This is a genomic window from uncultured Sphingomonas sp., assembly GCF_946477935.1.
Lineage (GTDB): Bacteria > Pseudomonadota > Alphaproteobacteria > Sphingomonadales > Sphingomonadaceae > Sphingomonas.
In genome coordinates, this window is sequence record NZ_CAMLAC010000049.1 from 1 (window position 1) to 20,069 (window position 20,069).

Below are 20,069 nucleotides of genomic sequence, written 5' to 3' on the forward strand. Positions count from 1 at the left end.
GAATTGGCGATGCCGATGCCACGCGCCGACGGCTCGCGCCAGCCCGGCAGGGGTGTGTCGCAGACGAACGGGTCGCATCGCTTCCGGTTTACGGATCGTGCCGGCAATGCGATGAGAGTGGAAAAGCTGGCTGTCTCCCGCTTTTGGGAACAGAGAACCGATCGATGACCATGGTGGCCTCAAACTCCGAACCCGGCGCGCGCGTCGATCATCCGACGGTGGCGTTGTTCGTTACCTGCCTGGTGGACGCCATGCGTCCCCGGATCGGCTTTGCCGCGCTGCGTACGCTGGCGGCGGCGGGCTGCGACGTCGTGGTGCCGCGCGCGCAGACCTGTTGCGGCCAACCCGCGCTCAACTCCGGTGATCGCGCCACCGCGATCGATCTGGCGCGCCGCACGATCGCCGCGCTGGAGGGCTATGATCATGTCGTGATCCCGTCCGGATCGTGCGCGGCGACGATCCGCGTGCATTATCCGGAAATCCTGCACGACGATCCCGTGTGGTTGCCCCGCGCCCAGGCGCTGGCGGCACGCACCTGGGAAATCCTGGCCTATCTGGACGAGGTGCGCGGCTGGCGGCCCGATGCCATATCGCTGCCCGCCACCGCCACCTATCACGACAGTTGCTCGGGGCTGCGCGAACTGGGCGTGAAGCGCCAGCCGCGCCGCCTGCTCGGCGCGGTCGCAGGGCTATCGCTGAAGCCGCTGGCCGGCGAGGAGACCTGTTGCGGCTTCGGCGGCACCTTCTGCGTCAAATATCCCGCCATCTCCAACGCGATCGTCGGCGAGAAGGCGGCGGCGATCGAGGCGGCCGGCGCGGACCTGCTGCTGGCAGGTGACCTCGGCTGCCTGATGAACATGGCCGGCAAACTCCACCGGCAGGGCTCGCCCGTGCGCGCCTTCCACACCGTCGAGATTTTGGCGGGCATGGGCGACGGACCCGCGATCGGGGAAGAGGCATGACCGGCTTCAAGACGCGCACCGCCGCCGCCCTCGCCGACCCGCTGCTCAAGGTCGCGGTGGAACGCACCGCGGGCACCGCCGAGGCCAAGCGCGCCGTCGCCGTCGAGGCCTTTGCCGGGTTCGAGGATGCGCGCACCCGCGCCGCGGCGATCAAGGACCATGTGATCGCCAATCTCGACGTCTATCTGGAGCGGTTCGAGGCGAACGCGACCGCCGCCGGCGCCACCGTCCACTGGGCCCGCACCGCGGACGAGGCCTGCGCGATCGTGGTCGATCTGTGCCGCAAGGCGGGCGCGAAAACCGTCGCCCGCTCCAAATCGATGCTGGGCGAGGAAATCGGCCTGCCCCATGCCCTCGCCGAAGCCGGCATCCGCCGGATCGAGACCGATCTGGCCGAACATATCATCCAGTTGGCCGACGAGCGTCCGTCGCACATTATCTGGCCGGCGATGCACAAGACCCGCGAACAGGTCTCCGCGCTCTTTCGGCAGCATCACCGCGATCCGCATGTCGAGGAAAGCGTCGCCGCGATGGCGGAAAGCGCCCGCCGCGAGTTGCGCCATGGCATGCTGGGCGCCGATGTCGGCATTTCGGGCGCCAATCTCCTCGTCGCCGATACCGGCGCGATCTGCACCGTCACCAACGAGGGCAATGCGGAACTGTCGCTGGTGCCACCGCGCATGCACATCGTGACCGCGGGTATCGAGAAAATCGTGCCCTCCATGGCGCATGCTACCCACATGCTGCGCCTGTTGTCGCGCTCCGCCACGGGTGCCGCGATGAGCCAGTACACCACCTTCTATGCCGGTCCCCGCCGCGCGAACGACCGCGACGGGCCTGAAGAGATGCACATCGTGCTGGTCGATAACGGCCGCAGCCGCATGCGGGACGAGGGGCTGGCGGAGATGCTGCGCTGCATCCGCTGCGGCGCATGCATGAACCACTGCGTCGTCTTTCGCCAGATCGGCGGCCATGCCTATGGCAGCACCTATCCCGGCCCGATGGGCGCGGTGCTGACCCCGGCGCTGGACGGGCTGAAGGGCAATCAGGATCTCGCCAGCGCCTGCACGCTCAACGGCAAGTGCCAGGAGGTCTGCCCGGTCAAGATCCCGCTGCCGACGCTGCTGCGCGGCTGGCGTGAGCGAAGCTGGCGCGAGGGGCTGGAGCCGATGACCGTCCGTCGCGGTCTCGCCGCCTGGGCCTGGGTCGCGCGTCGGCCGGCCCTGTACCGGTTGGCGGTGGGCAGCGCGCTCCGGGCGATGCGGCTGGCGGCGGGCACGGGCGGCTGGGCCAGACGCCTGCCGCTGGCCGGCGGCTGGACCGACCACCGCGATTTCCCCAAACCGGCGGCAAGGAGCTTCATGGACCGTTATCATGCGGGTGAACGCTGATGTCCGCGCGTGACGCCATTCTCGGCGCCTTGCGCGGCGCACCCGTCGACACCGCGCGCCTGGATGCGGAGGCTGCCGCGCTGGTTGCCAGTATCGAGCGTCCCGCCGTCGATCCCACTGCCCTCCGATCCGCCTTTCTGGATCGCCTCGCCCAGCCGGGCCTCGGCGCGACCGTGGCACCCATCGCCGATTTCGCGGCACTGCCCGCGGCGGTCGCCTTCTACATGGCCGAGCATGATCTGCCCCGCGCGCTCTACCTGCCGCCCGATCCCCGGCTGATGGCGGCCGATTGGCGCGACTTCGACGTCCGCCCCTCCACCGCGCCCGATGAGGCGGTGGTGATTGCCGTCGCCCGCTGCGGCGTGGCGGAGACCGGCTCGCTGGTCTTGGAAACCGGCCCCGATGCACCGATGCTGCCCAACTTCCTCGGCCTGCATCATCTGGTCGTCGTCCCGCGCATCGTCGCCTATCTGGAGGATGCACTGCGCGACCACCCGGCGCCGCGCGCGCATTACTGGATCACCGGCGTGTCGGGCACGACGGATATCGAGGGCAGCTATGTCCGCGGCGCGCATGGTCCGCGCTTCCTCCACGTCCTGCCGCTGGATGGCGCCTGACCATGGAAAGCCGCCCCGTCCCGCGTTAAGGCGCGGCGATGATCCGCGTCACCGAACTGAAACTGCCCCTCCACCATGCCGACGAGGCGCTGGCCGCCGCCATCCGCCAGCGGCTGCGCATCACGCCGCGCGACATGATCCGCTTTTCGGTCGCGCGCCGCGCCCATGACGCGCGCGACAAGAGCAACATCCTGCTGGTCTATTCGGTCGACGTGACGCTCAAGAACGAGGCGGCGGTGCTGGCCCGCTTCCGCAAGGATCGGAACGTCCAGGTGACGCCCGACACGCGCTACCGCCCGGTCGGCACCGCCGCGCCGGATGCACAACGTCCCGTGGTGATCGGCGCCGGCCCCTGCGGCCTGTTCGCCGGGCTGATCCTGGCGCAGATGGGCTACCGCCCGATCATCCTCGACCGGGGCAAGGTGGTGCGCGAGCGGACGCAGGACACCTGGGGTCTGTGGCGCCGCAGCAAGCTCAACCCGGAATCGAACGTCCAGTTCGGCGAGGGCGGGGCCGGCACCTTTTCCGACGGCAAGCTCTACAGCCGGATCAAGGACAATCGCCACCTCGACCGCAAGGTGCTGACCGAATTCGTGAAGGCCGGCGCGCCGCCGGAAATCCTGACCGAAGCGCACCCGCATATCGGCACCTTCCGCCTGGTGAAGATGGTCGAGAACCTGCGCCAGACGATCGAGGATCTGGGCGGCGAATATCGCTTCTCGACCCGCGTCGACGGGCTGGACGTGGAGACGGACGGCGCGGGCAACCGCCACGTTCGCGGGCTGCATCTGCATGACGGCGGCTATCTGGCGGCATCCCGCGTCGTCCTCGCCATCGGCCACAGCGCGCGCGACACCTTTGCGATGCTCCATCAGGCGGGCGTGTTCGTTGAGCCCAAGCCCTTTTCGATCGGCGTGCGGATCGAGCATCCGCAAAGTTGGATCGACCGCTCCCGCTTCGGCGCGGATGCCGGCCATCCCATTCTGGGCGCGGCGGAATATCACATCTCCCACCACTGCGCGAACGGTCGCACCGTCTACAGCTTCTGCATGTGCCCCGGCGGCACCGTTGTCGCCGCCACCTCCGAGGAAGGCCGCGTCGCCACCAACGGGATGAGCCAATATTCCCGCAACGAGCGCAACGCCAACTCCGGCTTCGTCGTCGCGATCGATCCCGCGCGCGACTATCCCGGCGATCCCCTCGCCGGCATCGCGCTGCAACGCCACTGGGAGGAACGCGCCTTCATCGCCGGCGGCTCGAACTACAAGGCCCCCGCACAGCGCCTCGGCGACTTCCTCGCCGGCCGCCCCTCCACCACTCTCGGCTCGGTCGTCCCCTCCTACCGCCCCGGCGTCACCCCCACCGACCTCGCCTATTGCCTCCCCGACTTCGTCGTCGCGGCCATGCGCGAGGCAATCCCCGTCTTCGGCCGCCAGATCGAGGGATATGACCATCCGGACGTGGTGATGACCGGTGTGGAGACGCGCACCTCCTCCCCCGTCCGCTTCACCCGCGACGAGCGCCTGCAAAGCCTCAACACCGCCGGCCTGTTTCCGGCCGGCGAAGGCGCGGGCTATGCCGGCGGCATCCTGTCCGCCGCGGTGGACGGCATCAAGGTCGCCGAGGCGGTCGCGCAGAGCATGGCCGCGGCATGAGCCGGGTCATCCTGTTCAACAAGCCCTATGACGTGCTGAGCCAGTTCACCGACCGGAACAGCCCCAGTCCGCGTGCCACCCTGTCCGACTATGTGAAGGTTCCCGGCGTCTATCCCGCCGGCCGGCTCGACCGCGACAGCGAGGGACTGTTGCTGCTGACCGACGATGGCCGCCTGCAAGCCCGCATCGCCGACCCCAAATTCAAGGCACCGAAAACCTATCTCGTGCAGGTGGAGGGCATCCCCGACGAGGCAGCGCTGGACGCCCTGCGCACCGGCCTCATGCTGAAGGACGGCCCCACCCGCCCTGCCGAGGTCGAGCGGATCGACGTCCCCGCGCTCTGGCCGCGCGATCCGCCGATCCGCGTCCGCCTCAGCATCCCCGATAGCTGGCTGCGCCTCACCATCCGCGAGGGCCGCAACCGCCAGGTCCGCCGGATGACCGCCGCCGTCGGCCACCCCACGCTTCGTCTTATCCGCTGGCGTATCGGCGACTGGACACTGGCCGACATCGCCCCCGGCACCTGGCGCGACGCATGAAACTGTTCTTCGACGGCGGCCTGCGCCCCGGTGGCATGGAGCTGGCCGTGGTCGCCGGCGGACACGCCACCATCCTGCGCGATCTCGGCCCCGGCACCAGCATGGATGCCGAATGGCTCGCGCTGATCCAGGCGGTGCGGATCGCCCGCGACCGCGGTGTCACCGATGCCGTCCTGCTCGGCGACGCCGCCGCGGTGATCGCGCAGGCGAACGGCGTGCAGCGCATTCCCGCCTCCTGCACCCATCACCACCAAGCCTTCCTCGCGATGGACAAGCCCGCCGGCCGCCTGCGCATCCGCTACATAAAGCGCACGCAGAACCTCGCCGGCATCGCCCTCTCCCGCTCGCACCAACGCTGACTTTGCCCGGCCCGGCATCCGCCGCCATGGAGGAACGATGTATCTGACCACCGATCGCCGCCAACTGCTCGTCACCGGGCTCCTCCTGTCGTCCTCCGGCTGGGTCGGTGCCGCGGCGGCACCCTCCCTGTCCGTCCCCGGCATCTCGCTCGCCCTGGCTCAGGCCCGCGCCAGGGCGATCTCGGACATACGCTACGACCTTTCTCTCGACGTCACCGGTGCCGACCGCGCGACCGGCACCGTCACCACCAGCTTTCAGCGCCGCGCGAACAGCGGTGACCTGGTGATGGACTTTCGCGGCCCGCTCCTCGCCGACGTTCGCGTCAACGGCCAGCCGCTTGCGGCCCAGGTGCAGAACGGCCACCTGACCCTGCCCCGGCGCCTGCTGCGCACCGGCCGCAACACGGTATCGGCGCGCTTCGAAACGCCGATCGCCGCCGCCGGCACGCCGATCATCCGCTTCCGCGACGACACCGACGGCAAGACCTATCTCTACACCCTGCTCGTCCCCTCCGACGCCAACCTGCTCTTCCCCTGCTTCGACCAGCCCGACCTCAAGGCCCGCTTCCGCTGGCACCTGACCGCCCCCGCCGACTGGACCGTGATCGCCAATGGCGCGCTGGAGAAGAAGGAGGCCGCCGGCCCCGCGACGCGATGGCACTTCGCCGAAACGCAGCCCATCTCCACCTATCTCGCCGCCTTCGCCGCCGGCCCCTGGACGCACTGGACCTCCGCCCCGGCGAACGAACAGCCGATCACCCTCTACGCCCGCGCCTCCCGCCGCGCCGAAGTCGACGCCGAAGCCCAGATCGCCACCAACCGCGCCGCCGTCCACTGGCTCGCCGACTGGTTCGGCGTCCCCTTCCCCTTCGCCAAGCTCGACCTGCTGCTCGCCCCCGCCTTCCCCTTCGGCGGCATGGAACATGTCGGCGCGGTCTTCTACAACGAGGACCGCTTCGTCTTCCGCGAGCCACCCACGCTCCCCCAACGCCTGTCGCGCGACCAGACCATCTATCACGAAATCTGCCATCAATGGTTCGGCGACCTCGTCACCATGCGCTGGTTCGACGATCTGTGGCTGAAGGAGGGCTTCTCCACCTTCATGGCCGCACGCCTCCAGGCCGAGCTGCAACCCGACAGTGACGCCTGGACCACCTTCTTCCTGTCGGTAAAGACAGCCGCCTACCGCGCCGACCAGACCAGCGGCACCTCGTCACTGTGGCAGTCGCTCGACAATCTCGACGCCGCCAAGAGCAATTACGGCCCGATCGTCTATTACAAGGCGCCTGGCATCATCAAGCAACTGGCCTTCCTGGTCGGCGAGGACGGCTTTCGTCGCGGGCTGCACCTGTTCCTCGAACGCCACGCCTATGCCAACGCCACCTGGCAGGACTTGCTCGGCGCGATCGGCGAGGCGTCGGGGGTGTCGCTGGACGCGTTCGGCCGGCAATATGTCCTGCGTGCCGGCATGCCGCGTATCGACACGCAGCTTCAGCTCGAGGATGATCGCATCACCACGCTGCGGCTGACGCAGCGACCGGTCAGGACGCTGCCCGGGGACCGGGGCGGCACCTGGCCGATGAAAGTCCGCGTCCGCCTCGGCTATCACGACCGCGACGATGTGATCCTCGACGCCGGCTTCACCGGAGCGACCGCGGAGGTGACGGGCGCCGCCGGCCTGCCCGCCCCCGATTATGTCTGGGCGAATGACGGCGATCATGGCTACGGCCTGTTCCTGCCGGATGCGCGCACCACCGAATGGATCGCTGGCCATGTCGGCACGGTGACCGACACCCTGCTCCGCGCGATGCTGTGGGCCGCCCTGTGGGACGTGGTGCGCGAAGCGGCCCTGCCCCCCGCCCGCTACCTGACCATCCTGCTGGATGCGCTGCCGGCAGAGCGCGACGAGCAACTGTCGCGTACCATCCTGTCGCGCGGTGCCGCCGCGCTCGACATCTATCTGCCGGAAACCAAGGCCGCCCCGCTGCGTCCCCGTTGGGAAGCCGCCCTGATCACCCGCATGGATGATCCCGCGCTCGGCTACGGGCTGCGCAAGGATGCGATGGACCGGCTGATCGCCACCGCCCGCACCCCGCTCGGCGTCGAACGCCTCCGCGCGCTGCTCGCCGGCCGCGCCACGCTGATGGACCAGCCCGTCCGCCAGCCGACCCGCTGGGCGATCGTCCGCCGCCTGATCGCGATCGGCACGCCCGGCGCTGACGCCCTGTTCGCCGAGGAACAGCGCCGTGACCGCTCGTCGGAGGCGATGAAGGACGCCTATGTCACCCGCGCCGCCACCCCGACTGCGGCGATGAAGAGCGACTATTTCCGCCGCTATTTCGACGATCCCGCACTCAACGAAGCCTGGGTCAGCGAAAGCCTGAGCGCGTTCAACACGGTCGATCAGGCCGCCCTCACGCTGCCCTTCCTGCGTCCTGCGCTCGAACGGCTGGAATGGATCCGCCAGAACCGCCGCATCTTCTTCCTGCCCGGCTGGATCGATGCCTTTATCGGCGGGCAGGTCAGCGGCGAGGCGCTGGCCACGGTCGATGCCTTCCTGTCGGCGCAAAAGACGCTGCCCATCGATGTCCGTCGAAAGATCCTGCTCGCCCGCGACGAGCTGGAACGCACGGTGCGGATCAGGGAGGCGGCGGCGAAATAAACCGCGAACGCCGCGCCCCCTCCGTTCGTCTCGAGTAACCGTCGAGTAGCAGCGAAGCTGCGTATCGAGACGGTGTATCGAGAGACAGGTTGTTCGTCACAGCGGCAGCGCCGTGGTGTATTTCGTCATCGACAGCGCAAAGTGCGAGGACGCACCCGCCACCGACGGGTGCCCGAGCAGCGTCTGCATCAGGAAGCCGTTATAATCCGCCACGTCTGCGACAACGATACGCAGCAGGTAATCCCACTCGCCCGACATGGAGAAGCATTCCACCACCTCCGGCCGGGCATCCACGAAGCGTTCGAACTCCTGCCGTGCATCCATCGAATGGCTGCGGATGCGCACATTGCACAGCACGTTGACGCCGCGGCCCACCGCCGCCGGATCGACCAGTCGTACCGTTGCCCCCAGTAGCCCGCTCGTCTCCAGCGCGCGCACCCGCCGCCAGCATGACGCCGCCGAAGCCCCCACCCGCTCGGCAAGATCGGCGTTGGTCAGCGTCGCATCGGCCTGCAACAGCGTGACGATGCGCCGGTCGATGGCGTCGAGAGCGCGTGTTTCATTCACCAACGCCACCGCATCCGAAATATCCTCTCACAAAACCCGCTGGAGCTTGCCCGAATGATAGGCATTCATCGCAAATTTCTGCAACGATCGCGTCATGGCTGAAGCAGAACTCGTCCGCCCGGAGGGCGCCGCCGCCGACTGGACCATCCCGCAGGGCTGGGACCAGTATACGCCCGAGGAACACGCGACCTGGGACACACTGTTCGAGCGACAGGCCAGGATGCTCCCCGGCCGTGTCACGCCCGAATTCATCGCCGGGCTCGACGTGCTGCGCCTGTCGCGCCCCGGCATCCCGGATTTCGAGGAACTGTCCGAACGGCTGACCAAGGCGACCGGGTGGAGCGTCGTCGCCGTGCCCGGCCTGGTACCCGATGACGTGTTCTTCGACCATCTCGCCAATCGCCGCTTCGTCGCGGGCAACTTCATCCGTCGCCCCGACCAGCTAGACTATCTCCAGGAACCGGACGTGTTCCATGACGTGTTCGGCCATGTCCCCCTGCTCGCCAACCCCGTATTTGCCGATTACATGCAGGCTTATGGGCAGGGCGGGCAGCGCGCCGGGGCGATGGGTGCGATCCAGCGGCTGTCGCGTCTCTACTGGTACACGGTGGAATTCGGGCTGGTCCGCTCCGGTGACGGCCTCAAGCTGTACGGTGCCGGCATCGTCTCGTCCTTCACCGAATCCGCCTTTGCGCTGGAAGACCCTTCCCCCAACCGACTCGGCTTCGATCTGAAGCGGGTGATGCGCACCAAATACCGGATCGACGATTTCCAGCAGAACTACTTCGTGATCGACAGCTTCGAGGATCTCCTCGACAAGACGCTGAACACCGACTTCGCGCCGCTCTACGCCGAAATGGCGGGCGAGCCGGACATCGAGATCGAGACGATCCTCCCCGAAGACACGGTCATCACCCGCGGCACGCAGGCCTATGCACGAGGGCGCGGGTAGAAATTGCCCTCTCCCCCTCGGGGAGAGGGAGGGGACCCGCGGCTTTAGCCGTGGGGAGGGTGAGGGGCCGCCAAGCAGCGCCACGCCCGGGGCAACCCCTCACCCTCCCACCGCTTATGCGGCGGGCCCCTCCCTCTCCCCGAAAGCGAGAGGGGTTGAACAAAAAAAGGGCCGCCTTGCAGCGGCCCCATCAGGCGGGGGCTGTGTTGTTCGGGCCGGTACGGGGAGGAAGCCGCCCGGCCTCCTCTCCTATCTGGCTTTCCACCCTTCAAGTGCGGCGAACGCGATGATCACGGCCAGCACCAGCAGGGCACCTTGTAATTCGAGCGACGTCAAATCGAACTCCATCGTTCTCATGGCTCTACTCCCGAAAGTTTAAAAATTATTCCGCGGCGTTCTGATACAGGAAGTCCGCTGCGAGACGCGGCGTGGCGGCAAGTGCCACGGGAAGCGGGCGATCCTCCCGCAGTGTCACGAAGCGGCCAGTCTCACCATCCAGGCCCAGCACGCTGCCGGCATGGATGTCGATGAACCAGCCATGCAGCGCGATGTCGCCACGAGCGATCCCTGCCGCCACCGACGGGTGGGTGCGCAGATGCTGAAGCTGCAACGCAACATTCTCCAGGCTCGCCGCGCGGACGGCATCACCCTCGGACATCTCCGGATAGGATGCGTCGACCACGCTGTGGGCCGCCGCGCTGTGCCGCAGCCAGGATGCCACATTGGGCACACTGGCAAGCGTTTCGGGCTTCATCAACGCCTTCATCGCGCCGCAGTCCGAATGGCCGCACACGATGATGTCGCGCACACCCAGCACCGCCACCGCATATTCCACCGTGGCCGTCACGCCACCATTGGCCTGTGCGAAGGGGGGCACGATGTTGCCCGCGTTGCGGCAGACGAACAGGTCGCCCGGATCGGCCTGCATCACATGCTCAGGCACCACGCGGCTGTCGGCGCACGAAATCATCAGTGCCTTGGGGCTCTGCCCCTGGGTCGCCAGCTTGTTGTACAGTGTGCTCTGGTTAGGAAACACCTGCTTTTCAAAGCTGAAAACCCGGCCGATCACTTCGTTCATACCATACGCTCCTGTGCTCGTCGCATCAGGATATACGCTTGGGACTTTGCTGACGTGCAGCGCCTGCGTTACAAAGTGTTGCTGCGCTGCGGCTTGACGACAGGAATGCATATTTCGGCGCACAAGCCGCCTTCCGGCCGGTTCGCCAGCGTCAGCCGTCCGCCTTCTGCTTGTACCGTGCGCGTCACGATCGACAGTCCCAGCCCGAAGCCCACCGTGTCCCGCCGCCGCGCCGTGTCCAGCCGCACGAACGGCTCCAGAACCAGCGCCAGCGACTCCTCGGGGATACCGGGACCGTTGTCCTCCACCCGGATGAACGTCGCCTTTTGCGTCGGCTCCAGCGTGATCGTCACCTGCTCGCCATAGTGCAGCGCATTCTCGACCAGATTGGTCAGGGCACGCTTCATCCCGAACCGGCGCAGCCGCATGTCAAAATGGTCGGGGCCTTCATAGGAGACATCGCGCCCCCGGTCCGCGGCATCGTCCGCCAGATTGGCGCACAGGATCGCCAGATCGGTCAGCACCGGTTCCTCGGCATCCTCCTCGCCACCCAGGAACGCCAGCATCGATCCGACCATCGCCTCCATCTCGACGATATCGTCGCGGATTGCATCGCGCACCTCGGGCTCGGCCACCCCGTCGGCGCGCAGCCGCAGCCGGGCGAGCGGGGTGCGCAGGTCGTGGCCGACCGCGGCCAGCGACCGGGTGCGCTCGTCCATCAGGCGGGTGATCCGCGCCTGCATCCGGTTGAACGCCGCCGTCACCCGCCGCACCTCGCCCGGCCCGCGCTCAGGCACCGGTTGCGGCGCCCCCGGCCCCACCTCGTCCGCCGCGCGCGCCAGCAGGCGGAGCGGCTGCAGGATGCGCCCGATCAGCGCCCCGCTGACCAGCATCAGCGCGATCGCCGGCACCAGCGCCAGCAGCACCCGGCCCAGCGCCAGGTCCCAGGTCTGCAGCGGCTCCCGCATCCGGAACAGCAGCCGCGTACCGTCGTCCAGCCGCAGGTCGCCACCGATCATCGATCGCCGGCCCAGCGACCCCAGTCGCAGGTGCAGGTCGGTTTCCGCCAGCGTCGGCTCCCATTCCACAATCTGTTCGCGCATCCCGTCCAGGTCGGGGGAGATCGGCGCGCGCTCCGGCACGTCGATCGACCAGCGCACCGTGTAACGATCGGTGGTCAGCTCGTCCGCCACCTCCTCGCGTTCCGGCCCGGGCCGCTCGTTCAGCACGCGGCGTGCGACCACCAGATGCTCGGCCAGCCGCCGCGCCTCGTCGTCGCGGACCGACACCTGGCTCGCCTGTTCGTACAGAAAGGTCGATACCGCGAACTCGATGGTGACGGCCAGCAGCAGGATCGCGACGATCCGGCCCAGCACGCCCACCGAGGGACGCAGGAAGCGTGTCACTGCCGCTCGACCGGCACGTTCAGCATGTAGCCGACGCCGCGCACCGTCACGATCGGCGCCGCCCCGCCTGCGCCCGAAAGCTTGCGGCGCAGGCGGCTGACCAGCACGTCGATGCTTCGATCCGAACTGTCCCCGATCCGCGCCCGCGACAATTCGATCAGCCGCTCCCGCGCGACGATCCGCTGCGCATTGTCCAGGAACGCGATCAGCAGGTCGAACTCGGCACCCGTCAGTTCCACCAGCGCACCGGTCGGCGAGATCAGCTCACGCCGCGCGATATTGGCGGTCCACCCGTCGAAGCGCAGGATACCCGCCTCGCGCGCCGTCGCCTCTTGGTCCAGCGTACCGCGGCGCAGAACGGCGCGGATGCGCGCGACCAGTTCACGCGTGCCGAAGGGCTTTGGCAGATAATCGTCCGCGCCCAGTTCCAGTCCGACCACCCGGTCCATCTCGCTGCCCTTGGCACTGATGAAGATGATCGGCACATGGTTGCGCTGGCGGATCTGGCGGCACAGGTCGATGCCGCTGGTGCCTGGCAGCATGATGTCCAGCAGCACCAGATCCACCGTCCCGGTATCCAGCGCCTGCCACATTTCAGGCGCGGCATTGGCCAGTCGCACGGCAAAGCCGTTCTCCTGCAAGGCGCGGGCGGTCAGGGTACGGAGGGCGGGATCGTCCTCGACGATCAGTATGGTCGGTGGCGTCACCCTTTTGTCGCTATTCATCCGCTTAACTTCGGTCAACGCCCCGTGCGACCGGATCGGCCGACGATCGGCCGACCAGCGCAGCGGCGGCTGCTCCCTTCAGGCTGGCGCGACCCAGAGCGATTACTCCATCTGCCAGGCTCGTCCTCCATTGAAATCAGCAGGATAGGTGGAGGCGGGGTGGGGAGGAGCGTGATGATGCAGGCGATCGGCTCCGGTTCCGGGGCGTTGCGAACCTTTGGCGACTGGGCCTTGCGGCAGATCGGCATCCGCCACCCGGTCGGCGTCGCGCATCTGGCGCTTCGCCGCTGGGGATTCGCGCCCTGGAAGCCGCTGGTCCCCGAACAAGCCTTTGCCGAGTGCATGGAGGCCAGTCTCGATCGGCTGGTCGATGCCGATCCAACCTATGCCTTTGGCGACTATCTGGAATTCGGCGTCAGCCGGGGTACGTCGATGGCGGCTGCCTATCATGTGCTGCACCGTCGGGGCATTCGCCAGATCCGGATGATCGGGTTCGACTGTTTCGCCGACACGCCCGGCGACGCGGATGGGTGGGAGGCGGGCGCCTTCGCCTCCCCGCTGCGGCTGACGCTACGCCACCTGCGCAGCAAGGGTGTCGATCTGGCGGCGATCATGCTGGTAAAGGGTTGGTATGCCGACACGCTGACCCCGGCGACGCGCGCGAACCTCACCCTGAGCAAGGCATCGATCGTCATGGTCGATTGCGACACCTATTCGGCGTCGGCCACCGTGCTGCGCTTCGTCGCGCCGCTGGTTCGCGACCGGGCGATCATCGTGCTGGACGATTGGGGCTGGCCTGCTGCGCAGCAACCGCCGCGGCAGCGCGAAGCCTTTGTCGAGTTCCTGACCGACAACCCGACGCTCCGCGCCGCGCCCCTGCCCTCCTATTGCGACCATGCCCGCGTCTTCCTGGTCGAACGATACGAGCCGCATTGACGCGCTACCGCGTCACTTCCTCCATTTCGGCCGCATAATGCGTCCCGCGCTCGGCGTAATGCTCCGCCGACAGCCGCAATCGCGCGATGGCGCCATCGTCCAGCGTGCGCACCGCGCGTGCCGGGCTGCCCACGATCAGGCTGCGGGCCGGAAACTGCTTGCCCTCCGTCACCAGGGCGCCCGCCCCGATCAGGCAGTTGTCGCCGATCACCGCACCGTTCAGCACCGTCGCCCCCATGCCGACCAGCACGCCATCGCCGATCGTGCAACCATGCAGAATGGCATGATGCCCGACGGTGCAGCGCGCGCCGACCGTCAGCGGACTCCCCGGGTCCGAATGCAGCATCGCCCCCTCCTGGATGTTGGTGTCCGCACCGATCCGGATCGGCGTGTTGTCGGCACGGATCACCGCGCGGAACCACACGCTCGCCCCCTGCCCCAGATGCGCATCGCCGATGATGTCGGCGCCCGGCGCGATCCATACGCTCGGGTGCAGCGTCGGCCGGCATCCGGCAATGGCATAAAGCGGCATATCGCGGCGATCCTCGTCCATGGCTTGGGGCCTTGTGGCCGGTACGCCGGTATAGCCGCTTGGCCGGACGGCGCCACCTTTCCCGCATTTCGCGTGCAACGCGCGTGGTTTGACGATAGCGGAACGGCTCGAACTATCAGGGGATGTTGAATGGCAGGGGGTCTGGTCGCGCTGCTCGACGATGTGGCGATGATTGCAAAGCTGGCCGCGTCGTCGCTGGACGATGTCGCGGGTGCCGCCGGCCGTGCCGGTGCCAAGGCGGCGGGCGTGGTGATCGACGATACCGCCGTCACCCCCACCTATGTCGTCGGCCTCTCGCCGGACCGCGAACTGCCGATCATCCGCAAGATCGCGATCGGCTCGCTGCGCAACAAGCTGATCTTCCTGCTGCCGGGCGCCCTGCTGCTCAGCGCGTTCGCACCCTGGGCGATCACCCCGCTGTTGATGCTCGGCGGCGCCTATCTGTGTTTCGAGGCGGCCGAGAAGATCTACGAGGCGCTCTCCGGACACGCCCATGCCGAGGACGTCACCGAAATCACCGATCCCAAGGAACTGGAGGATCGGCAGGTCTCCGGCGCGGTCCGCACCGACCTGATCCTGTCGGCCGAGATCATGGCGATCGCGCTGGGCGAACTGCCCGACCTGTCGATCCCGCTACAGGCGGTCGCGCTGGCACTGGTCGGCATCGCAATCACCATCGGCGTGTACGGCGCCGTCGCGCTGATCGTGAAGATGGACGATATTGGCCTGCATCTGGTGAAGACCGGCGGCAGCGCCGCGCAAGGGGTCGGCCGCGGACTGGTGAAGGCCATGCCCGTGCTGCTGCGCGCGCTGTCGATCATCGGCACCGCCGCGATGGTCTGGGTCGGCGGCGGCATCATCGTCCATGGGCTGGAAACGTTCGGGCTCGGCGTGATCGCCCATACGCTGCACGACGCGGCCGAGGCGGCGGGCCATGCCCTGCCCTTCGTCCATAGCGTGGTCGCCTGGGTGGTGAACGCCCTGGGCTCGGCAGTCGTCGGCCTGATCGTGGGCGGGATCATCGTGCTCGGCCTGCATCTGATCCCGCGCAAGCATTGAGGGGCGCTAAAGCGCGGTGAAGCGGAAATCGCGGAACCGCGCGGCACCCTGCCCCGCCGAATACAGTCCTGGCCTGAGCATCAGGAAGCCGCCACGGACATTGTGGTGATAGCCCGAGACCTCCATGCCGCGGTCGAACCGGCGCCAGGTCGCGCCACCGTCGCCGCTGGTGTGGAAGGAGACGATGTGGCGATCGTTCACCACACGCATCCGCATCCGCCGGCCATGCGGGTTCGCCGGCCGCCCCCGCTCGATGCCATATTGATGCGTGACGAAGCGGGTCTCGTCGAACCCCAGCCCGCAATAGAGTTTGTCGTCATAGAACAGGATCAATCCGGCGGTGCCACCCGGCGCGATCTCGACATCGCATTCGAACCGATAGGACTGATCCCCCGCGATCAGCAGCAGCGGCGCGGAATCGGACGGCGCCTTGCCGGTCGCATCCAGCACCAGCGCCCCGCGCTCGATCCGCGCGCGCTTGCGCTCCTCCGGCCGGGGGCGGAAGAAATTCCACTTCGTACCATAGGCCAAGGTGCTGAAATCGTCCGACAGCGGCTGTCCATGCCGCACCGCCTGTCCGGCACCGGGCTTGGCGATCGGCTGTGACAGGTCGCCGCCCGCCATCCTGAACCAGCCGTCATCGCCCCATGTCACCGGATCGAGCAGCGTCTGCCGCCCCAGCGTCCAGTATCCGTTCTCATATCCGTGGTAGACCGACCACCAGCCGCCATCCGGCCCCTCGATCAGCGTCGCATGCCCGCGCGACCACCATTTCTCGTCCAGCGACGTGGTGCGGACCACCGGGTTGCCGGGATGATGCTGCCACGGCCCATGGATCGAACGCGAGCGTGCGGCGATCACCATGTGCCCGGTCGGCGGCCCCGCCGTGCCGCCGACCGCGGTGATCAGGTAGAACCATTCGCCCCGCCGCAGCACCTTGGGCCCTTCCGGGCTGAACCCCTCGACATCCCAGTCCTCGGGATAGCGCCAGGGGTCATAGACATGCTCGACCTTGCCCACCGTCGACAGGCCATCGGGCGCCAGCCGGATACGGTCGCCGCCCGACAGGAACAGCCAGCGCGATCCATCCTCGCCAACTGCGTGGCCGGGATCAATATGGTCGGGCAGCTTCAGGTCGACGGGGTCGCTCCACGGCCCCTCGATCCGGTCCGCCCAGATCACCCAGCTCGTCGTCGGGTTCTTGGTCGGGATGTACAGGTAATAGCGCCCGTCATGCTTGCACAATTCGGGTGCCCAGACCGATCCGATGTTGCGGGACAGCGCCGCGGTCAGCGGTCGCCAGTTCACCAGATCGCGCGAATGCCAGATGACCAGCCCCGGATAGGAATCGAAGGTGGAGAAGGTCATGTAATAGTCCCGCCCGTCCTTCAGGATCGTCGGGTCCGGATGGTCGCCCGCCATGATCGGGTTCAGGAACCGGCCATCGCCCAGATCGGCGACGCGCTGGCCATCATATCCCCGCGCCCCGTTCGACGGTGACGCCGACGGCGCCTGTGCCCGTGCGGTACCCTCACCCGATCCTCCGCCCAACATGGCGGGCATCAGCGCCGCGGAGGACAGGATCTGGCGACGGTTCAGGGGCATGACAGACGCTCCGGCAACGGCAGGTGCCGAGAACTATCCGTGCCGTGGTAACCGGTGTCAACAGGTTGAAAGGCGCTTTGGATGCCGCATTGCAACCAATTTCCGTTCATTTGTTAGGACTTTCCGGTTTAAAGTTCGAACCGGAACGAGTTGGCGGATATCCGCAAAGGTAAAGCGTGCGACTGGCAATCTTGATGTTCATGGTCCTGCTCCTGTCCCTGGGGGCGACACCGGCCGCCGCCAGCGCGACGGTGGACCTGCATCGCGGCGCCTGCACCGCGACCCTGCCTGACGACGCGTCCGATGCTGCGGTGGTGTCCGCGCCATACGCCTGCGGACCCGGCAGGCCCATGGACAGCCGGCAATGGCTCTGGCTGCGGCTGGACGCGTCGCGCCTGCATCACCTGCCGCCCGGCTGGCATCTGCTGATCGACCAGACCCGCTTCGATCGCATCGCGGTGATCACGGGCGGACCCCATGGCCTGACCCGGATCGAACGCTCCGCCGACCAGCTTGCCGGCCACGCCGCGCCCGGCGGCGTCCTGCGCTTCACCATCCCCCCGGCCGGGGCCGACATCGACCACCTGTATCTCGGCTATCGCCGCATCGATCACCTGTCGCTGATGCGCAAGCTCAAGGCGATTCCGGCCGCGAGCCAGCCGGGCGAGGATGCGCCTTGGCTCGCGCTGATGGGCCTGTTCGCCGGGGCCCTCCTGTCCGCGCTCGCCTATAACTGGGTCATCAATGCCGGGCAGCGCCAGACCTTTCAGCGCTGGTACGTGCTGTGGGTCGCCACGTCCTTTGCCTATGGCATGATCTGGACGAACATGGCGGCCTATGTCTTTCCCGGCCTGGTCGGGCCGATCGCGGTGCGGATCGACTATGCGCTGGTCGGCCTGATGATCGGCGCGGGCAACATGTTCTTCTTTACCGTGGTGGAGGATGGCTGCATCCCCCGCGCGTTGATCAGGGCCGGCCGCGCGCTCGCCCTGGCGGGTGCCGTGGCGGGCTGCGTCGCCGCTGCCGATACGCTGTTCCCCGTCATGCCCACGGACCGGGGGCTGAACTACATCATCGCCGCCACCGCCCTGCTGCTCGCCGTCTCCTGCGGGTTTGCGATGCGGCGGGGCAGTCGTGTGATCTGGTTCTATCTCGTGGGATGGGGCCCGGTGATCGCCATGTTCCTGGCGCGGCTGGCGCGCAATCTGGGGCTGGTGCCGCAAAGCGATCTCGTCGACTTCTCGTCCTTCGGCGCGCTCGCCTTCGAGGCACTGGTGCTGTCGCTCGCCATCGCCGACCGCTTCCGCCATCTGCGTCAGGCGCTGGCGCTGGAAACGCAGCGGCGCGAGATCCAGCTCGTCGAGACCAAGGCGCTGCGCCATGCCGCGCAGACCGACTTCCTGACCGGGCTCGGCAACCGTGCCGCCTTTCAGGATGCCGCCCGCGCGCTGACCGAGGGAAGCGCTCCGTTCGCGCTGTACCTGATCGACGTCGATCATCTGAAGGACGCGAACGACCGGCTGGGCCATGCCGGGGGCGACGCGATGCTGCAACGCATCGCCGCCGCGCTGGTCGACATCGCCGCCCCGGTGCCGGGCGCGCATGTGTCGCGGATCGGCGGCGACGAGTTCGCGCTGCTCTTTCCCGGTTCGGCGGACCTCGACGCGGAGGTGGCGGAACGCCTGACCGATCTTCAGGGGCGGCCATGGACCTATCTGGGCCACACCCGCCCCATCTCGCTCAGCATCGGCTCTGCGCGTGCCCCCGATGATGCGGTAACGCCCGACCTGTTGTACCAGAATGCCGACCTGGCGCTCTACCATGCCAAGCGGCGCGGGCGCGGCCATCAATATCGATACGATCCGCTGCTGCGTATCCTGCGCGATCTGCAGATCGAATTCACCCGCGACGCCGAAGCAGCACTCACCCGTGACGAGTTCCGGCTGGATCTGCAGCCGATCGTCATGCTGCCGTCCGGCCTGTGCTGCGGCTATGAGGCGCTGCTCCGCTGGCAGCATCCGCAGCACGGCCTGATGCTGCCCGATCGCTTCGCCGACGTGCTGGTCGCCGAAAAGATCGGCGCCCGCATCCAGGATCATGTGCTCGACCTCGCCATGCGCTGGCTACGCGACCGGCCGGACGAGATCCGCATGCTCAGCGTCAACTTCACCTCCGCCCAGCTTGCCGGCCCGCGCGCCGCGCGACAGGTGCTCGACCGGCTGGCCCATTACGGCGTCCCTCCGTCGTCGCTGTGCATCGAGGTGACCGAGCGGGTGATGCTGGACCGTGCCGCCGACACGATCCTGGAGACGCTGCGCACCCTCCACCGCGCCGGCATCCAGATCGCGCTGGACGATTTCGGCACCGGCTTCGCCAGCCTCGTCCATCTGCGCGACATGCCGGTCGACCGGATCAAGATCGACCGGTCCTTCGTCGCCGGGCTGGACGAAGCCGGCGGCGGCACGCTGGCGATCGTCCGCGCGATCATCGGCCTTGGCCGCGGTCTCGGCAAGATCGTGGTGGCCGAGGGGATCGAGACCCCCGAGCAGGCCGAACGCCTCGCCGCCCTTGGCTGCCATCTGGGGCAGGGCTTCCTCTACGGCCGCGCCGAACCGCACCCGCTCCCGGCCAACGCCCCCACCTACCGGACGGCGCACGTCTGAACGTTTACCCCGTCAGCACCCCGCCCGCGACGCCTACCACCACCGCCACCAGCACCAGCGACACCGCGCTCGACGCCCCGATCAGGATCGCCGCCTCGCGCTTGTTCTTGTCGATCAGCGTGGCAAAGACGGTGATGTTCGCCGCGATCGGGAACAGCGCGACCAGACCCACGATGATCCGGTCCTGCCGGTCCAGCGTTCCCACCGCCAGCGCCTCAATCCCCAGCGCCAGCGCCAGCAACACGGCCGCGCTCACCTGCCGCACCGCCAGGATCTTCGCCAGCAGCCGCGGCTCGGTCCGCCCCTCGCCCGCCTGCCCCAGCCCCAGCCCGACCACGCC

Annotated in this window: 18 protein-coding genes; 11 read left to right on the top strand and 7 right to left on the bottom strand. The window is 67.9% G+C overall.

The window, feature by feature from the left end:
* Positions 1-164: 164 nt before the first annotated feature.
* From Q0U08_RS07450 to Q0U08_RS07480, 7 genes are read left to right on the top strand one after another with little or no spacing between them, the layout of a single operon-like run.
* Positions 165-962 (top strand): (Fe-S)-binding protein, encoded by a 798-nt coding sequence (locus Q0U08_RS07450; protein WP_298090665.1) that lies wholly within the window; start codon positions 165-167, stop codon positions 960-962.
* Entirely contained in the window at positions 959-2,353 is a 1,395-nt protein-coding gene (locus Q0U08_RS07455; protein WP_298090666.1) for a lactate utilization protein B, read from the top strand. Before Q0U08_RS07450 ends, Q0U08_RS07455 begins: the two co-directional genes overlap by 4 nt.
* Complete coding sequence (locus Q0U08_RS07460) at positions 2,353-2,970, top strand: LUD domain-containing protein (protein ID WP_298090667.1); 618 nt, start codon at positions 2,353-2,355, stop codon at positions 2,968-2,970. Before Q0U08_RS07455 ends, Q0U08_RS07460 begins: the two co-directional genes overlap by 1 nt.
* Positions 2,971-3,008: 38 nt before the next feature.
* Positions 3,009-4,625 carry an NAD(P)/FAD-dependent oxidoreductase gene (locus Q0U08_RS07465; protein ID WP_298090668.1) on the top strand — a complete coding sequence of 539 codons (1,617 nt, stop codon included), beginning with the start codon at positions 3,009-3,011 and terminating at the stop codon, positions 4,623-4,625.
* On the top strand, positions 4,622-5,164 hold the full coding sequence (locus Q0U08_RS07470) for a pseudouridine synthase (RefSeq protein WP_298090669.1): 543 nt from the start codon (positions 4,622-4,624) through the stop codon (positions 5,162-5,164). Before Q0U08_RS07465 ends, Q0U08_RS07470 begins: the two co-directional genes overlap by 4 nt.
* On the top strand, positions 5,161-5,523 hold the full coding sequence (locus Q0U08_RS07475; RefSeq protein ID WP_298090671.1) for a reverse transcriptase-like protein: 363 nt from the start codon (positions 5,161-5,163) through the stop codon (positions 5,521-5,523). Before Q0U08_RS07470 ends, Q0U08_RS07475 begins: the two co-directional genes overlap by 4 nt.
* A gap of 37 nt (positions 5,524-5,560) precedes the next feature.
* On the top strand, positions 5,561-8,185 hold the full coding sequence (locus tag Q0U08_RS07480; RefSeq protein ID WP_298090672.1) for a M1 family aminopeptidase: 2,625 nt from the start codon (positions 5,561-5,563) through the stop codon (positions 8,183-8,185).
* A 96-nt stretch (positions 8,186-8,281) separates the two neighbouring features.
* On the opposite strand, the gene Q0U08_RS07485 is transcribed toward Q0U08_RS07480, so the two are convergent.
* Complete coding sequence (locus tag Q0U08_RS07485; RefSeq protein WP_298090674.1) at positions 8,282-8,752, bottom strand: Lrp/AsnC family transcriptional regulator; 471 nt, start codon at positions 8,750-8,752, stop codon at positions 8,282-8,284.
* A gap of 94 nt (positions 8,753-8,846) precedes the next feature.
* Between Q0U08_RS07485 and phhA the strand changes: the two genes are divergently transcribed.
* Positions 8,847-9,704, top strand: a complete 858-nt coding sequence (gene phhA, locus Q0U08_RS07490) for a phenylalanine 4-monooxygenase (RefSeq protein WP_298090676.1) — start codon at positions 8,847-8,849, stop codon at positions 9,702-9,704.
* 382 nt (positions 9,705-10,086) lie between these two features.
* Here the strand turns inward: phhA and Q0U08_RS07495 are convergent, their stop codons facing one another.
* The 3 genes from Q0U08_RS07495 to Q0U08_RS07505 all read right to left on the bottom strand — a co-directional run bounded on the left by Q0U08_RS07495 (position 10,087) and on the right by Q0U08_RS07505 (position 12,895).
* Entirely contained in the window at positions 10,087-10,782 is a 696-nt protein-coding gene (locus Q0U08_RS07495; RefSeq protein ID WP_298090677.1) for a carbonic anhydrase, read from the bottom strand.
* Positions 10,783-10,850: 68 nt separating this feature from the next.
* Positions 10,851-12,188, bottom strand: a complete 1,338-nt coding sequence (locus Q0U08_RS07500) for an ATP-binding protein (RefSeq protein WP_298090678.1) — start codon at positions 12,186-12,188, stop codon at positions 10,851-10,853.
* Complete coding sequence (locus Q0U08_RS07505) at positions 12,185-12,895, bottom strand: response regulator transcription factor (protein WP_298090679.1); 711 nt, start codon at positions 12,893-12,895, stop codon at positions 12,185-12,187. Before Q0U08_RS07505 ends, Q0U08_RS07500 begins: the two co-directional genes overlap by 4 nt.
* Before the next feature lie 192 nt (positions 12,896-13,087).
* Here Q0U08_RS07505 and Q0U08_RS07510 point away from each other — a divergent pair, with 192 nt between their 5' ends.
* Positions 13,088-13,849: a class I SAM-dependent methyltransferase gene (locus tag Q0U08_RS07510; protein WP_298090680.1), complete on the top strand. Its 762-nt coding sequence runs from the start codon at positions 13,088-13,090 to the stop codon at positions 13,847-13,849.
* Positions 13,850-13,853: 4 nt separating this feature from the next.
* Here Q0U08_RS07510 and Q0U08_RS07515 read toward each other — a convergent pair whose 3' ends face one another.
* Positions 13,854-14,381, bottom strand: coding sequence for a gamma carbonic anhydrase family protein (locus Q0U08_RS07515; RefSeq protein WP_298090687.1), 528 nt, complete (start codon positions 14,379-14,381; stop codon positions 13,854-13,856).
* 150 nt (positions 14,382-14,531) lie between these two features.
* Here Q0U08_RS07515 and Q0U08_RS07520 point away from each other — a divergent pair, with 150 nt between their 5' ends.
* A complete protein-coding gene (locus Q0U08_RS07520) occupies positions 14,532-15,461 on the top strand; it encodes a DUF808 domain-containing protein (RefSeq protein WP_298090681.1) in 930 nt (309 codons plus the stop codon).
* 6 nt (positions 15,462-15,467) lie between these two features.
* On the opposite strand, the gene Q0U08_RS07525 is transcribed toward Q0U08_RS07520, so the two are convergent.
* A complete protein-coding gene (locus tag Q0U08_RS07525) occupies positions 15,468-17,066 on the bottom strand; it encodes a family 43 glycosylhydrolase (protein WP_298090682.1) in 1,599 nt (532 codons plus the stop codon).
* Between the two features lie 194 nt (positions 17,067-17,260).
* Between Q0U08_RS07525 and Q0U08_RS07530 the strand changes: the two genes are divergently transcribed.
* Positions 17,261-19,729, top strand: coding sequence for an EAL domain-containing protein (locus Q0U08_RS07530; protein ID WP_298090684.1), 2,469 nt, complete (start codon positions 17,261-17,263; stop codon positions 19,727-19,729).
* 4 nt (positions 19,730-19,733) lie between these two features.
* On the opposite strand, the gene Q0U08_RS07535 is transcribed toward Q0U08_RS07530, so the two are convergent.
* On the bottom strand, positions 19,734-20,069 hold a 336-nt coding region (locus tag Q0U08_RS07535; RefSeq protein ID WP_298090685.1), incomplete at its 5' end, for a hypothetical protein.